This window comes from Nocardia sp. NPDC004151, from assembly GCF_042874235.1.
Lineage (GTDB): Bacteria > Actinomycetota > Actinomycetes > Mycobacteriales > Mycobacteriaceae > Nocardia.
Genome location: NZ_JBIAMR010000028.1, coordinates 1 through 15,607, shown reverse-complemented (window position 1 = coordinate 15,607; position 15,607 = coordinate 1). Strand labels below are relative to the sequence as shown.

The 15,607-nt window shown below is 67.8% G+C and carries 14 protein-coding genes; 8 read left to right on the top strand and 6 right to left on the bottom strand.

Annotated elements, in window-relative coordinates:
• Positions 1 to 250: 250 nt before the first annotated feature.
• From ACFYTS_RS35560 to ACFYTS_RS35545, 4 genes are all read left to right on the top strand, one after another.
• Positions 251 to 766, top strand: coding sequence for a hypothetical protein (locus ACFYTS_RS35560; protein WP_387309621.1), 516 nt, complete (start codon positions 251 to 253; stop codon positions 764 to 766).
• Positions 767 to 1,626: 860 nt separating this feature from the next.
• The gene (rmuC, locus tag ACFYTS_RS35555; RefSeq protein ID WP_387309620.1) at positions 1,627 to 3,267 is read left to right on the top strand and encodes a DNA recombination protein RmuC; all 1,641 of its coding nucleotides are present in this window, start codon (positions 1,627 to 1,629) and stop codon (positions 3,265 to 3,267) included.
• Positions 3,268 to 3,678: 411 nt separating this feature from the next.
• Positions 3,679 to 4,503 (top strand): hypothetical protein, encoded by an 825-nt coding sequence (locus ACFYTS_RS35550; RefSeq protein ID WP_387309619.1) that lies wholly within the window; start codon positions 3,679 to 3,681, stop codon positions 4,501 to 4,503.
• On the top strand, positions 4,496 to 5,665 hold the full coding sequence (locus ACFYTS_RS35545; protein ID WP_387309618.1) for a helix-turn-helix domain-containing protein: 1,170 nt from the start codon (positions 4,496 to 4,498) through the stop codon (positions 5,663 to 5,665). Before ACFYTS_RS35550 ends, ACFYTS_RS35545 begins: the two co-directional genes overlap by 8 nt.
• A 565-nt stretch (positions 5,666 to 6,230) precedes the next feature.
• On the opposite strand, the gene ACFYTS_RS35540 is transcribed toward ACFYTS_RS35545, so the two are convergent.
• Both ACFYTS_RS35540 and ACFYTS_RS35535 read right to left on the bottom strand, forming a co-directional pair.
• Positions 6,231 to 6,434, bottom strand: coding sequence for a hypothetical protein (locus ACFYTS_RS35540; RefSeq protein WP_387309617.1), 204 nt, complete (start codon positions 6,432 to 6,434; stop codon positions 6,231 to 6,233).
• A gap of 211 nt (positions 6,435 to 6,645) precedes the next feature.
• A complete protein-coding gene (locus ACFYTS_RS35535) occupies positions 6,646 to 6,879 on the bottom strand; it encodes a hypothetical protein (RefSeq protein WP_387309616.1) in 234 nt (77 codons plus the stop codon).
• A 406-nt stretch (positions 6,880 to 7,285) separates the two neighbouring features.
• On the opposite strand from ACFYTS_RS35535, the gene ACFYTS_RS35530 reads away from it, so the two are divergent.
• The 4 genes from ACFYTS_RS35530 to ACFYTS_RS35515 all read left to right on the top strand — a co-directional run bounded on the left by ACFYTS_RS35530 (position 7,286) and on the right by ACFYTS_RS35515 (position 9,713).
• Positions 7,286 to 7,903 (top strand): hypothetical protein, encoded by a 618-nt coding sequence (locus tag ACFYTS_RS35530; protein ID WP_387309615.1) that lies wholly within the window; start codon positions 7,286 to 7,288, stop codon positions 7,901 to 7,903.
• A gap of 281 nt (positions 7,904 to 8,184) precedes the next feature.
• The gene (locus ACFYTS_RS35525) at positions 8,185 to 9,207 is read left to right on the top strand and encodes a hypothetical protein (protein WP_387309614.1); all 1,023 of its coding nucleotides are present in this window, start codon (positions 8,185 to 8,187) and stop codon (positions 9,205 to 9,207) included.
• A 48-nt stretch (positions 9,208 to 9,255) separates the two neighbouring features.
• Entirely contained in the window at positions 9,256 to 9,465 is a 210-nt protein-coding gene (locus ACFYTS_RS35520) for a hypothetical protein (protein ID WP_379403636.1), read from the top strand.
• A 50-nt stretch (positions 9,466 to 9,515) separates the two neighbouring features.
• Complete coding sequence (locus tag ACFYTS_RS35515) at positions 9,516 to 9,713, top strand: recombinase family protein (protein ID WP_387309613.1); 198 nt, start codon at positions 9,516 to 9,518, stop codon at positions 9,711 to 9,713.
• A 63-nt stretch (positions 9,714 to 9,776) separates the two neighbouring features.
• Here ACFYTS_RS35515 and ACFYTS_RS35510 read toward each other — a convergent pair whose 3' ends face one another.
• The 4 genes from ACFYTS_RS35510 to ACFYTS_RS35495 all read right to left on the bottom strand — a co-directional run bounded on the left by ACFYTS_RS35510 (position 9,777) and on the right by ACFYTS_RS35495 (position 15,349).
• On the bottom strand, positions 9,777 to 12,464 hold the full coding sequence (locus ACFYTS_RS35510) for a relaxase/mobilization nuclease domain-containing protein (RefSeq protein ID WP_387309612.1): 2,688 nt from the start codon (positions 12,462 to 12,464) through the stop codon (positions 9,777 to 9,779).
• A gap of 34 nt (positions 12,465 to 12,498) precedes the next feature.
• Entirely contained in the window at positions 12,499 to 13,026 is a 528-nt protein-coding gene (locus ACFYTS_RS35505; protein WP_387309611.1) for a MobC family plasmid mobilization relaxosome protein, read from the bottom strand.
• 339 nt (positions 13,027 to 13,365) lie between these two features.
• Positions 13,366 to 15,072, bottom strand: a complete 1,707-nt coding sequence (locus ACFYTS_RS35500; RefSeq protein WP_387309610.1) for a hypothetical protein — start codon at positions 15,070 to 15,072, stop codon at positions 13,366 to 13,368.
• A 40-nt stretch (positions 15,073 to 15,112) separates the two neighbouring features.
• Positions 15,113 to 15,349 carry a hypothetical protein gene (locus ACFYTS_RS35495; RefSeq protein WP_387309609.1) on the bottom strand — a complete coding sequence of 79 codons (237 nt, stop codon included), beginning with the start codon at positions 15,347 to 15,349 and terminating at the stop codon, positions 15,113 to 15,115.
• Between the last annotated feature and the right edge of the window lie 258 nt (positions 15,350 to 15,607).

Here is a 15,607-nt window from a genome sequence, read left to right as displayed (position 1 = left end):
CATCGCCGCCTACAAAGCCGCGCGCGAGAACCTGCTCTCCAGGATCCTGGCCGAGGGCATAGCCCAGCACCGACCCTTACGCGGCAGCTGCACAGCCCCAGAACCCGGAAGCGGAGGCCACACAGGGCGTCCATGGGGCCCGGCGCACCTTGGGACTATTGCGCCCGCCCGAGTCACAGTGACACCCGTCGATCCCGGTATTTCATAAATAAAATAATGATACTTTGTAGATAGTTGCTACGATAGTTTTATGACCGAGATCGAAGACACCGTTGTCGTGTTCACCGGCAAGAGCCTCGAGAAGATCCTCAGCGAGGGCGGGTCCCAGGCGTGGAAGCTCGACGCTGCCCGTGCGAAGAGATGCAAATGGCTCGTCTGCACGCAGAACGCCCACAACTACGAGGCCTTCGCCGATGGCAGCGAACCGCACGGCAGCGCTTTCCTCATCGGCCGGATCTCGCGCATAAGCCCGTCCACCAAGCCGGACGAGATGCCTGGCCGTTGGAAGATCGAGGTCAGCGAGTACGCACGCATCAACGAGCCCGACGTGTGGGCAGGTGACCGCAACCCGGTCCGCTACACCCGCCTCGGCGCGCTGGGCATCGACCTTGACGGGCTGGAATTCCAGAAGATGGAACGCAGCACCACCGCTACCGCCACGCTGCCGGATGCATCAACCGGGCTGACGATCGCGCAGGCCAAGGCGGGGCTCGCGATCAACTACGGCGTCGAGGTCGACTCCATCGAAATCGTCATCCGCGGATAGCTATAAGAAAAGACGTTCGGCCAAGCGGAACTGACCGACCTCGGTTCCACCGAGAGTGGCTGCCGAAACTTGAGGACAGGCTCGACCAGTAGACCCGGCGCAGGCGCCGACCGACCGAGCGAGGCAGGGGCCGATGCCCTGAAGTGCTGCGATGCCCCCACTCAGAACCGGAGTGGGGGGTACAACGCTGTTCGATGCACAACCAGCATGCCCGCAAGGCACTCCAGGGCCAAAGGGCAGGCACGGATCCACTTCAAGAAGGAAAGCGACTCGCGCCTGCCATGCAAGGTGTCTCGGCCCTGGCCGTCGCGGCGGAGCGCCTCGACGAGGACGGCGTCACCGACGACTTCCGCGGATCCGGACTTCGACTGCTGACACTCCGCACGGACACAGGCGTAGCGCTCCCGGAACATACATGGTGTGTTGTGGTTTTGTCGCCGCCTTGTGGTGTTGCGGTGCGCCTGCACGCAGGTCCGGATTGCGGTGTCCGAAGGAATGGGCGCGTGCAGCCGCATCGACCCCGCTGTGTGTGATGGAGTCAGCAGGGTATTCGGACTCCCCAGCAGACCCGGGCAGTGACGACATGTGTCGTGGTCCGGACCGATCGTGCCGACTACCCCGCGGGCATCACCCAGGGCCCGGTCCGCGGCGGAGCGGGCGCGAGGATTGTTCTCTCAGCGCCAGTTTCCAAAAACCTTGTGAACAGTCTGTTTTCGCAGCTCACGGCGACACCGATATGTGTCGGTGGGTGGTGATACATCTCCCTGCGCGCTCGGCGGTTGGGTAGGCCGCTCGCAGTTCCACTTCCCGGCTCACGAGGGGCCGAGGTCGCATCGGCGTTCAGGGAGAAGGGTTTCGACTTGATCGGCATTGGTGTGTTCGTGGTGATGGTGATCGTGGTGGCCGGCCTCACCGGCGGAATCGGGTTCATGGTTGGGCGCGGCCGGATGACCGTTGCCGAGGAGCAGGCCCGGCGCGAGCGCGAGGCGACCGAGCAGATGCGGCGCGAACGTGACGCCGCGGGTGAGAAGGCGAGGGCAGAGCAGGACGCTGCCATCGCCCAGTCGCGGGCCGAACGTGACGCCGCGATCAGCCAGGTGCGGGCCGAACGCGACGTAGCCATCGAACAGGCACGACAAGATCGTGATGCTGCGGTCGACCGAGCGGAGGCGCTGCAGGAGCGGGTTCACGCGGAAACAGCAGCGAGGGCCGGGGTCGAGGCGGAGTTGGTGTCAGCGCGGGAGCGGTACACCGAACAGATCGCGTTGCTGAGCAGCGCGCAGGACGGCATGAAGCACATGGCCGCGCAGGTGTTGGAGCAGTCCGGCGCCCGGCTGGTGAAACAGTTCACCGAGCTGGCTGATCAACGTGCCCAGGCCACCGGCCAGGAGCTCGATCAGCGACGAACCGCGGTCGACGAGCTGATCAAACCGTTGTCCACGCAGGTGGCGACCCTCACTGAATATGTGCGTGGTGTCGAGAAGGACCGCGTCGGATCATTCGCTTCGCTCGGTGAGCAACTGCGACAGATGCGCACCACCAACGAGCAGCTGCGGCTGAGTAACGAGCAGGTGCAGAAGGAGACCGGGCGGCTGGTGAACGCTCTGCGGCGGCCCCACACTCGCGGCAAGTGGGGCGAACGGCAATTGCGGACCGTCGTGGAGGCAGCAGGAATGCTGAACCAGGTCGACTTCGCCGAACAGCCCAGCCTCACCACCAGCGAGGGCGCGACGTTGCGGCCCGACATGGTGGTGCGTATCGGTGGCGAGATGTCGATCGTGGTCGACGCCAAATCACCGTTCAAGGCGTTCCTGGACGCCCATGACGCTCGCGACGAGGAAGAACGCAAAGAGCAGATGTCCGCGCACCTCAAGAACGTGCGCAGGCATATCGACCAGCTCACCGAGAAGGAGTACTGGACGCTGCCGGAGCGATCACCGGAATTCGTGGTGATGTTCGTACCGTCGGAGGTGTTCTTGTACGCGGCGTGGGAGCAGGACCCAGCGCTGTGGGAGTACGCGGCGAGCCGCAACGTCATCCTCGCCACTCCGACCAGCCTGCTTGTGCTGCTGCGGTCGGTGGCGGCAGTCCTGCGGCAGGAAGCGGCCGTCGAAAACATCAAGCGCACCGTCGACATCTGCAAGGAAATGACCAAGCGCCTGCGGGATGTGGTCACCCACCTCAACAAACTCGGTACCAAACTCGACGCCACGGTGGACACGTTCAACGCCACGGTGGGCTCCATGGAGCGGCGAGTCCTGCCGCAGGCACGCAAAGTGGACGAGTTGCAGGGCACCGACAAACCGATCCCCGAACTCACCACCGTCAACCCCTCGACCCGGACTCTCGCTCTTGCAGGCACAGGCATCGATGCCAAAAGTCCAAAAGTATTCGCCGCCAAGGGCGTCGGGATCACGCAGCGGTCGGTGCGTTCCGCCGAGATTGGGCAGATAGAAGCTGCAGTGGCCATCGATGCCGATAGGACCGCGGACGAACGGTGACAGCCTGGCCACATCCGCACGGAGGACCGGGTATTCCTAAGTGCAGCTGGACCGAAATTGCTAGGTGGTGATCAAGGTAAGGACCACTGATCATCACCTAGCAGGTGGCGGAACCTCCATCTCAATCGCGTCGAGGCGCGGCAATGAATCTCCGCGAGGGGTTTAGCGCCGGAATCGGACTTCGCGCCCCGAGGGCCGGGGGCTTCGCGCCACCGCCGAGGATGAATTCCGTTGCGTACCAGTGTCATCGCGTGCCGTATTCGCGCTTTCCGGCGGCAGGCAGGCGGCTGCTGCCCGACGATGGGAAGTGCTGACTCGTCGGCGCGGCGCGCTATTGTTGCGCAAAACTTAAGTGATACTCTGCTCCGACTGTCTGAAACATAAGCCAGCGGGCAGGCGAGGGAGGGTGTTATGAGCGAGCAGGCAGTGCCGACGGCGTGGGAGGTCGCGCAGTTCGGGGACCTGGCGATCGAGGTGCGTGCGGCGGTGTGGCAGGCCTTGGAAGCCGCGCACCTGCGTGCGGTGGCCAGCCACGAAGGCAGCGGGCTGAGCTCCAACGACGCGTACGGGCTGATGTGGCTGATCCTGCCCGAGGAGCTGGCCAAGGCGCTGGCCGCGGTCACCCCGGTGCGTACTCCCCGGCCCAAGGGCGCGCGCTACTGCCTGACCGTCCTGGACGAGAGCAACCTGATCATCTACCCGTGGAAGTACGGCGACACCGCGTACGCCCCGCTGGAGTCGGCGAAGATGAACCTCTCCGACGTGCGCAAACGGCTGTTGGCGCTCGGTGCGACGAACGGATCCGATCAGCTCTCGCTCGACCACGCCGCGATGTCCGACGAGGAGCTGCAGGCTGAGCTGCAGGCCGAAGAGGCGTTCCTGCACGATGCCGCGGAGGCGGGGCGTCTGATCGTGCTGGCCTTCGCCGCCAACCCGCACGCTGGCGTTCTGCGCGTTTTCTGGGGTGATGCCTCGCTGGGCGATGAGTCCGGGCGTCTGGACTGGAGCCATGTCGAGGAAATTCCTCGTATGGGCGAGATCGGCGGCGGGGAATCGCGTCCGGTCTCGGCACGACCGCTCACCTCCGTTCCGAGCCCGGATACGAATACCGTTACGGCCGCGCGGTTCGATCAGGCCCCGCTCGAGGAGTTCGTGCTCTCGCCTCGGAACCCGGCGGTGACCCCGGATGGTGGCCAGCCTCCTGCCCCCGAATCTGAAACCGGAAGTGATGACTGAACGATCCCAGCTACACCTGTTCCGTACCGGCGCCGACTCGGCGCCGGCCACCGCTGTCGTGGTGGCCGATGTGTTCGACGCCGGTCGCCTCACCCAGGCCCGGCAGCTGGCCGGCCTGACCAAGGCCGCGGTGGCCGAGCAGGTCGGGGTGTCCGGCGCGGCGGTGAGTCAGTGGGAATCCCAGACCTCCCCGCCCCGGCCGGATCATCTTGTCCGGCTCGCCGAGGTACTCGACGTCCCGGTTGAATTCTTCGCCGGCGGCCGCCCGTTCGCCCGATTGGACGGATCAGCCGCGCACTTCCGCAGCCTGCGTTCGACCCGAGCCTCCCAACGCGCCAAGGCCGTCGCGTTCGTCGAGCAGGTCTGGGAACTGACCTACGCACTCGAGAAGTACGTGCAGTTCCCGCCGGTCGACCTGCCCGGCTTCCTGCCCGACGACACCACCAGGCTCCCCGATACCCCGGCCGCCGCCGCCCGAGCACTCCGCCTGCACTGGCGTCTGGGCATCGGCCCCATCCCCCACCTGATCCGGACCATGGAACGCCACGGCATCGTCGCCACGATGGTGCCCTTCGCCGGCGCGGACACCCCGACGATCAACGCCTTCTCCACCTCGCGGATGCCGCGGCCGCTGATCGTGCTGACTCCCGATCGCAGCAGCGACGTCTACTGGCACCGGTTCACCGCCGCCCACGAACTCGGCCACCTGGTCCTACACCGCGACGCCGCCCCCGGCGACGCCGAGCAGGAACGCGAAGCCGACGCCTTCGCCGCCGAATTCCTCACCCCCGCAGAGCAGATCCACGAACACCTGCCCAACCGGTTCGACGTCAAGGCGCTCGAGCAGATCAGCCAGGAATGGGGCGTCTCGCTCAAATCGCTGGTGTACCGCTGCCGCGAGCTCGGCACCATCTCCGACGCCAGCGCCCGCCGCGCCTACCAGCGCCTCAACCACCTCTACGAGCTCGAAATCATCGCCCCCGACCCCGCGACGAACTACCCCGGCGAGGTCCCCAGCCTGCTCGCCAAGGCCTTCGAACTCGCCGAATCCAACGGCACCCTGACCGCCGTCGACCTCGCCCGCGAATTGAAGTGGAAGATCCCCCGCCTGCGGCTTCTGCTCGGCCAACCCGATGAGCGCCCCGTTCTGCGGCTGGTCTGAATACCACCGGATCCGACGACGGCGTGGCCGTCACCTGCGGGATCGTTGCCTGCCCGCTTGCGCAGCACCGCCCGCCAGTCGTAGCTCGGGGGTACCAGCAGCGTCCGCACCACCTCCTCGGCGTCGCCGGGGCGCAACGCGTACTCCAGCGGGACCAGCTTGCGCAGCTGGATCTGGAGGGCGGAGATGCTGCGGCCGGTCCGCTGCGCGATCTCGGCGAGCGGCAACTCCGTCGCCAGCAGCTCGACCAGTTCGGCGTATCGTTCGTCGGTCCACAGCTCGTAGGCGTGGTGACGGCTGGTATCACGGCCCATGAGAGGCCCCCTATCGAATTCCCCTGCGATGCACCAGGATCGGTGCACCTTTCATGGTGCCCACCCTCACCGACACACCTCAGGGAAATCGCACCAGCGCTCAGCGCACACCTTGAGGTGTGGGTAAGTTGCTGCAGTCCAACGGTGTTCGGTGAGCGCTTTTCCAGGCTGTCACCGCAGGCCCGAGGATCGGTCCTGTCGCGTTGGTAGCGCCCACGGCGTGGAGCCGTCGGTGGGCGCCTTTCGTGGGCTCAGAGCAGGAGCAGCAGCACGAAGTACACGACGAGAGCGAGCATCGGCAGGAACACCCAGCGCAACCGAAACGGCTTGCGCGGCGAGATGACACCCGCACGTTCGAGCTCGCGCAACTCCAGCTCAGTCTGGATCTCGCCGCGGGTGATCACCCGACGCGGCTGCGGCCGGCGGAAGGGGCAGAACGGGTAGTCGTGCCACATCCTGCAGTGCCCGCACAGATACCTGTACTGCGTCCCCATGTCACCCCCATGCGTCGCCGAAGCTCTCTTGCTCCCTCCTGAGGGTAGGCAGCCGCACCGACATCACCACCCTGTTCGCGAATGCCTCATACAGGTCAAATCTCTTGCATTCTGGCCGTTCACTTCTGCAATTTCGTCCGGCGAAAACACGTGCCGCGACCGGAAGGCCCGCTCAGAACAGTCGATCCGATGGGGGCGGCGGCTCGGCCTGCGGGCGTTCGCGTCGGCGCACCGCCTCGTACTCCTCGGCGCCGCCGACTTCGAGGATGGCGTCGATCTGGTCCTGGAGGTCGTTCGCGTGGTCCTCCAGAGCGGTGGTGTCTTCGCCCGCGGCGAGTGCGCGCTCGATCCGGTCGACGACAGCGGACAGCTCTGCACGAAGGTCGGCGAGCCGGGTGCCGGTCATGGGCGGAACCCTACGTTTCGACGGCCCGCCGCATATGGCTTCGGGTTGCCTACTGCATCAGATGGAGGGCGAGTGGGAGCCGGGCGGCCTCTCAGACCGCGCCAGGATTCGCGCCCGCCGACGCTCGGACGCGCGCCCGTAGGTCAGCTGCAGCGCGATCCGCACACGCGCCTGTCGCCAGCGGGCCGCGACATCGTCAGGCCGCGGCCACATCTCGACAACCTGACCGACTCTCTCAACCTCAACCACACCTACTCCGACGCACCACCACCACGACCCGTTCCGCCCAACCCGCGAACTCCCCCAACCCGATCACCAACTGATCTCAAAAATCCGACACACCTCTTGCACCAACGTGGATATTTCGGGAAATTTCGTCCGGCGAAAATTGGATACCCTCGCGGTCATGGACGCCAAACAGTGTCAGCGGTGCGGCAACACCGTCGAGGATTCGACCGGTCGGCGCGGCCGTCCTCGCGTGTGGTGCTCGCCGGAATGCCGCCGCCTGGCTTCGGAAGAACGCCGTGCCGCCCGCTCCGCCGGCCGCGTGATCGAGGTCCACGAGGAGATCCGCGAACGAGTCGTTGACCGCAGCCGTCCCCTCTCCCCCGACGGCGCGGTCGAGCGCGTGCTGTCCGACGGGGAGGCCACCGACAGACTGCTGCGGGTACTCGCTGCACGGCTACGCAAGGACCCGCCGCGGCCGCGCGAGGCGTGGCAACAGGATCGGATGGAGTGGCTCATCCGCGATCTGTGGCAGGCGTATCACGGCGTGGACGGGTCGGTCCCCCCGGTCGAGATGCCCGAAACCCAGCCCGAAACCACCGCCGCCACAGCCGAAGCGCACCGTGCCGCGGTCGCCCTGGTCCTGGGTTCTCCGCGCAGCATCCGCGAGGTGCTGACCACCCTGGGCAGCTGGGCGCGGACCGGAACCCTCGCCCGCGGCGAGCACGCCGCCACCTTGAAAGCCGCCGCAGCCCTTCACGAAACGCTCCAGGAGTACCGGCTGCTCCCGTGGCGGTGAGGTCGATCCGTGGCAAGCCAACGAAGTTGGTGCGGCAGCAACATCGGACGCGACCACGTCACCGACCGCACGGGCCGTCTCTGGCTCAGGTTCTGAGCAGCCAGAACCCGGACTAGTGGTCGACCGGTGAGCATCGGCCGTCGCGTCAGCCCCGGCTGCGTGACCCCACCGCTATCGGCAGGTTCGACTGCGTCTTGGCATATGGCGGGCCCGAAAAAAGATCGACACGACGTGGCGGGCGAATTACCAGACACCCGAGGGCCTTTCCTACACTGGCAGCCATGACGATCGGCGCCGAGCTGTCCGGCCGGGTGACTACCGGCGTGCAGCAGGCTGTCCTCGGTCGCCTCAATGAGCCGTTCTCGGTCGGTGCCCTCTCGGTGGTGTCGGCGATGCAAGCACTCCCCCGCGAGACGTCGATGACGGCGGCAGTGAAAGAACTCCCCCCGGCGATGCCGGCGATGCAAGCACTAGCCCGCGAGGCTTCGACGGCAGCGTTCTCCGTCTCGTCCGCGATGCAGGACGTAGCCAGACAACTCTCATTCGCCCCGGAGATATCGGTGGCCTCGGCGATGCAAGCACTCCCCCGCGAGACGTCGATGACGGCGGCAGTGAGAGAACTCGCCCCGGCGATGCCGGCGATGCAAGCACTTGCCAGCGAGGCGTCAACAGCGGCGTTCTCTGCCTCGTCCGTGCTGCAGGACGCAGCAAAGCAACTCTCTTCCACGGTGTCCACGATGGACATGGGTCGGTTCGCTGCCACTTTGCAGCCCGACCTGGCCCTCCAATCGGCAGTCCGGGCCTACCAGCCCGACTTGTCTGCACCCTTCCTCACCTTGGAGCTCCCGAACGCCTGGAAAGAGTTCGGGGACAAACTGCAGAGCGTCTCGAACGTCTGGAAAGAGTTTGGGGACAAACTACAGAACGTCTGGAAGGACCTCAAGGACCAGCTGCGCGGCGGCGTGAGCTCACTGCTCGTCAATATTCAGGCGCTCCGCGAAGCTGCGGCCCGGCGGGAAGTCCTCTCTCGAGTCATCCGGTTCCGCCAGCGGTCGAAGGCTTGGATTTCCGGGGCGCATACTGCTGCGAGAATCCGCAGCGAGGACAAACAGCGCGAGGCTTTCCTCCGTGCGCTCGCGGCCAAACGTGCCGAGATCGCTTACGGGCGAGCACGACTGGCTCACCGCGAAGTCGGCTGCATGCCGCCCGGGCGACTGGTCGTCGCCCGCCCTCGCCGCACCCGCGGCCCCAACTCCTGCAAGTCGATCCGAACTCATCGACTTGCAGGACTTTTGCGCACCTGACCCCTGGTCAGGCGTGTGGTCCTGCCTAACTCCCCTAGGAGGGGCCACATGTTTACCCCGGCTATCGCCTCACTGGCGCCCGGGCTTACCGCGGTGATCTGGTTGGTCGCTGCGCCCGTCCTCGTCATCTCACTGCTGATTCCGGTCGTCGTGGCCGTCGCCCTGTGCGGCAGCCGGGAACGCGGCCTGCGGGCCCGGAATATCCTGCGCGACTTGCTGACTGCGCTGCGGGCCTTGCTGCGGGGAGGCAAGCAGTGAGCGGGCGTCGGCCGGGCAGGCCCATGAGCTGCTCCCGTGAGGCGCTGACCGTGATCGTCGTTCTGTTCGACGCCGAATTGTCGTACCGGCGCATCGCGGCCGCACTCAACGAGAAGGGGCTGTCCACCCCTGCCGGCACCGCTCCTTGGAACGGAGCACACGTCCATCGCCTCGTGAGAACGGTGGGTGCCCAGAAGGTGGCCACCGACCTCGGCAAAACCCTTGTGCTGAATCGGCGGGCCGCCTGACCAGTTGCCGAGTACACGGGTGTGTCCAGAAAACTGGACGCACCCGTGTGCGGTCTCGCCTGTTTATCGGCCGATCCCGTGGTCGGGCCCGCGCCTCGGATCCGGTGACCGGTAAGGCATCTCGGGTGCGGGACCGGTCGGTGGTGACACCTGCCAACGGGCAGGGTTCCGGGTCGAGGTCTCGGTGCGCGAGTCGGCTTCACGAGCCTGCTGGGCAGGGGTGAGCTTCGCCCGCCGCGCATGTTCGGTTTCGATGGCCTGCAAATCCCGCTGCAACCCGTAGAGGTAGGTGGCGTCCTCGTCGGTGTTGTGCCGGTCGGTGCTCAGCGCCGCGTTCAGTCGCATCTTCTGGTGCCGCGGATCGGCATGCGAGAGCGTCGAATTCCAGTCGTTCTCGGGCACACCGGTCGCCTTCGCGGCAGCCTCGGCGGCACGGGCGGCGCCGGTGACGTGTGGCGCGATGTCGTCGAGCTCCGTGAGAGTCTCGGCGAGCTCGGCCTGCAGTTTGCCCCGCGCCAGGACCTTGCGGCGTGGCAGCTCGGCCAGCTCCTGCTCCAACCGGGTGCGCTTCCCGACAAGCTTGCGCTGCTCCACGGCGAGCTGGTCGGCGTCGTCTCGCGCCTGCTGCGCGGCGGGAATCTTCTCCGCCGCCCGCGTCTCGGCAACGATGGCCGCACGAACCTCCACCGCATGGGGGCCCTGACCCGCGCGGCACGCCTCGATGTCGGCGGCCAGCAGATCGACCTCGGCCCGCCGGTGCGCCAGCTCGCCGTCGAGCAGGGCATCGGTCCACCCGCGTGGACGCAGGTCATCCGACCCGAACGCTCGACTGGCTACTGCCGCCGCCCGTAGCCCTGCCCGCTCGGTATAAGGCAGATCGCTGTAGAACCTCCGACGAGGATGTGCGGCAACAGGTTCTGCCGCCGACGCTGCGACCGGCTCACCGGCCACAGCAGCGACCTGGCGCCGTTCGACATCGGTCGTGCGGTCGAGTCCGGTCGGCTGGTCGGTGTCGGGCGAGACGGTGACGGCCGCGGCGGCCAGGCCGCGTTGCGCGGCCCGCCCGGCGGCGGCCGTGAACACCTGCGCGGCGTCGCGGTCCCACTGGAAGCGGCGGTCTTCGAGCTCGCTTTCCCATTGCGACAGAACCGGATCCAGGTGGTGGTGGGTCATGAGGTCGACCTCCACCGCGCGCCCGAGTTCCCCGCGCGACCGGTGCGCCCGCGCGACTTCGGCCACGACCGCCACCGCCAGCAGCAGGAGCAGGAGCATCAACGCCAGCAGCAGCGCCGCCATCAGTACCGCGGCGTCCTCGGCTGCCTCCCGCCGATGGCTGCGCGGGACACCGACTCCGGGGTTGTCCAGCAGCAGTTTCGCGGTGTCCGCGAACACGTTCGACCGCGCCGCGCGCGCTGGCCGCCAGCGGTGGGCCGCGCGTTCGACCTGCGCCGACCGTGTCATTTCCTTCGCTGCCGCCGCGAAAGCGCCGGGCTGATCGCCCTCGAAAACCTCCGACCAGGCCGCGAAGACCCCGGCGGCTTGGCCCGCCATGTAGGCCCACTGGCGCCGGTCATCGTGCGGGATCTGCGCGAGCCGCTCGCGCCATCCCGCGATATCGTCAGCGGCCCGCTGCCACGCGTCCACGCCGTCCCCACGCCCACCGCGTGCCGTCTTCGACGCGCCGCCGGTGCGCGCATTCCACGCGGACAGGGCATCTCGGCGAGCTTGGGGACTGTCGTCCCACTGCTGTTCGCGCAATGCGCGCAAGGTGAGGTCCTTGGCGAGCTTGCCGCCGCCGACCCACGGACCGATCTCACTGCCGTCGCGGTGCCAGCGCACCGAGTAGCCGGTCACCTCGTCGGTGGTGCCGGCGGCGTAGCGCGGGCGGATCGAGATCCCCGCCGCCCGCAACCCGGTCACGAACTCCGACTCCGAATCCGAGGCCACCGCGTGCGCACGCACCAGGCGCCGCAACCGTTCCCGCTCGGTCTCGGAAGCATCCAGGCGTTTGGCGCGCTCGATCTCCGCACGCGAATTCTGCGACAGCCCACCACCTTCGGAACGGGTGGTCAGGATCTGCAGCCCGAACTCACGCTCCAACTCCCCGCACACCTCATCAGCACGCTTCCAATCCCCCTTGGCCCTACCCGGCCCATAGTCGAACGTCGAGACCTTCGACCCGTCCTCACGGACCAGGCTCGCAGCGATGTGGATGTGATCTTGACCGTCGCCGTGCTCACCGGAATGCCCGTGCCGCACCGCCGCCCACCGTGCCTGAGCGACCTTGCCGTCCTTGGTGCCCGCGAATCCCATGCGCGCCATGAACTCGTGAGTGATCTGCGACCACTTCGCGTCGTCGAGCTCCTCGCCGGGCTGCAACGCCAACACGCAATGCCACACCGGCGCATTGCGCATCACCGACTTCTCGCCCTTGCCCGCGGGCTCGACCACGTCCAGGCCCGGCTCACGGCCACCCACCCCGACCGCGACCGGGCGGGCTTTCATCCGGGCCTGCGTGCCGTAGAGCGCGCGCGGGATCTCGATCTCGTGCGCCACCGCCAACGCCGCCTCACGCGACGCTGCACCGACCTCCGGACTCTCGCCGTCGAAATGCTCCAGCCACGCCGCCCGCATCACCGTCGGTGAGCCCGCGATGATGTGCCGATCCTTGTGCTCGTTGTGGTCGCTCTTGCCCAGCAGGTAGACCATCAGGCCACCGAGCTTCTGCCCACGGGAAATCTTCGCGATCACGCAGACCACCCCCGACCGCGCGGACCCTGGCGGCTCATCGGCGCACCGCTTCCCGCGCCAACTCCTCCATACGCTCGGCCCGCTCCCGCAACTCCGTCATCGTCTCGCGCAGTTCCTCGACCGCCTCCAGCACCTCCGCGATCTCATCGGAGGCGACACCGTCGGCGTTGAACACGTGCGCGATCTGGTTCAGGTTGCTGCCGATCTTCGCCAGCTGCTCCAGCCGCACCTCGTCCAACGCGCCCGTCGCGCTCATCAGCGACGCCGACAGCGCCTTGCGCTGCGGCCACGGCAGCCACGGCTTGTCCGAGGACCGATCGCCCTTCGACGACGCGGGCGCCGGGTACACCGCCGCCTGCACCACGAACCACGGCACCGTGCAATCCACCTCGTCCGCCAACGCCTGAACCTTCGCGAACTCCGCCTCCGAGAACACCACCTCCAGGGTCTGCTTCTTCCCCTCGATGTTCGGGCGACGCCGCCGCCGGCGCGCCCGCGCCAGGTTCTGCGAACCCCGCGCCCGGCCCTCCAACGACCCCGCCACACCCTGCTCCGCGACCACTCGCGACCACCTCCGCTCGTCGGAAAACCACGGCCCAGCGCAGCGACCACCCGCCCAGGGTGGGCTCCTCCACCAAGGAGGAGACCTCATTTACCAGGGGTAAATGTTACCTTGCTCTGCCTGGGGCACAGTATGAGTGTACCGGGAAGCCGACCGGGCGGGAGCGTTCGCTGACGTGACCTCATAGGGAAATAGTGGCCGCGAACTCGGCTGCTGATCGGCAGTTTCGGACGGGCTGTCTGTCGGACGCCATGTCCGAGATGCTGTCGCGCGCCGAGTAGTGCCCGGACACGAATCAGCCCCGGCGGGTACCGCCGGGGCTGTCGCGTACGTGCGTGCTCAGTCGAGCGCATGTGGACCGGATACTGCGATCGCTGCGCTGATTGCCCGCCCGACCGTGGAGTGCGGGAGGTGAACGATCGTGTCGCCGATGAAGTTGGTCGTCATGCCCTGAGACTTGGCGCGGTAGATCTGCGCCAGCACCTCGATCGGCTGCTTGGACTTGCCCCGCTCCCCCACCGCGCGCGCGAGCCGGGTTGCCTCCGCCGGCGTCATCTCGCGCGCGAACGGGCCGCTGCCGCGTTCCTCGTGCGCGATCGGTGTCGCGCGCGGCGCGCGATCGGCCGCGCGCGCGAGCGCCCCGTCGACCGCCGTTGCGCGCGCGATCGGCGCCCGGTGCGCGCGCGACGGCCGGGTCGTTTCGCGCGTCGCGCGCGAGGCCTGGGGCGCGCGAACCAGCGCCATGAGCGGAGTCAGATCGCGCGCGACCGCCTCGGAGTCGTCGCGCGCAGAGGGCTCTTCGTTGTCCTCGCGCTCGGCGATCGGTTCGCCGTCATTTCCCAGCTCATCGGGGCTATGCGCGGCGCGCGGCGCGCGATCGTCGCGCGCGATCCCCTCTGGATCCGCTGGGGGATTACCGCGCGGGGTGTCGATGTCGCGCGCGATCGATGACGTGCCCTGTGTCGCGCGCGGCTCGGCATATTCCGCGCGCGGCAGCTCCGATTCGTAGCGCGCGAGCGGCGCGCGATCGACGTCGTCGCGCGCGCTTCCGCGCGCGGTCTGGGTCGCGTGCGCGGCGAGCCGTTCGCGCGCGCGCGACTCGTGCGCAGCGGTGCCTTCCGCGCGCGAGGCAAGATCGGTGAACTCGTGTGCGAAGTCCTCCTGCGCCGCGGCGTCGTCGCGCGGCTCGATGCCGCGCTCCGGTACCGCTGTGGTGGTGCGTGCGCGGGTGAGCAGTTCGGCCAGGCGCTCGGCGGTGTCGTCGGTGGCCGAGACTTCCAGCGAGGCCTTCGTGATGGCCGCACCCATCCGTTTGGCGACTGCGGTGTGCCCAAACAGGGCGACGCCCATCATGATCGGCGCGACCGAGTGCACCGCGACCGCGGCCCAGTCCTGCGGGGCGCGCAGGTAGGGGTAGGTGTTGAGCAGGATCGACCCGCCCAGCAGGGCGACTTCGATCCGCTGGATCGTCTTCTCGCCCTCGACGACTTTCCAGCGCGCGACCGCCGACCCGGAGACCATGAAGACCACCAGCACCGTCGAGATCAGCGCCTCCAGGAGGTAGCTCATCCAGTACAGCGGCTCGTTGGGGCCGCCGGGGGCGAGGTTGTGCTGGACGTTGGCGGCCGAGAACGCCATGGCGCCGGCGACGACGCCGGCAAGCGCGCGACCGGACCACTTCTTGATGCGGTACAGCTGGGCCAGCTGGGCGTGGGGACTCGACGCGCGGCGCTGCTCGGCCAGCGCGCGGCGGGCCAGGGTGAGGTCGCGGGCTTCAGTGCGCACGATCTCGGTCGTGGTCTTGCGCACCTCGGCCGCGGTCGCTTCGGCGGTGGTGAGCTCCGCGAGCTGCTCGGTGCGGCGGTGCTCACGGACCCGTTCGGCCAGCTGACGCTCGGCCTGGAGTTCCTGCTCGGACAACGCGTCACGCAAGGCAGGGTCGTGCTGGTAGGCGAGGCGGTCCCGGCCGGTCTGGACCCGTTCGGGCAGGTCGGCGGTGAGCAGCGGATCGGTGTCGGGGACGGTTCTGGTGGGGCGAAGGAACATCGGCGTGCCTCTTCTGGGGATCGGTGTGCCGTCGAGCGGCTCAGAACTCTGGCGGCATGACGCCGTCCTGGTCGGGGTGCGGGACACCGGCGGAGTCGAGGTAGGCGTTGACCGCGGCGTCGACGGTGTCGGTGAGCACGTAGCCGTGTTGGACGACCCAGCTCAGGCGCCGCAGGGTGGCGAGCCTGAGTTGCGTTGAGAACGAGCGCTTCTCGCTCTGGGAACGGGTGTGGCGCACGGGCAGCTTCACCGGCGCGGCGACAGCGGGTTCGGTCATAGACAGGGACCCTAGGAGGCGTATGCAGCCGCACCAGCAGGTAAGCACAGGGCCCGGAACATTTCCTGGGTGTCCGCAAGCCCGCCACTGGAGCGCTTTACCGGCGGTAAAGCGAGGGACCGGGACAGGGGAGTGGTGGGGGGGGGGGGGGGGGGGGGGCCCCCCCCCCCCGGGGGGGGGGGGGGGCCAGAGGGGCCGCCGGGCGCGGGCACAAAAACCAACACAAAGACGGGTTGGGTTTTTTGGGTTGTTGTTGTG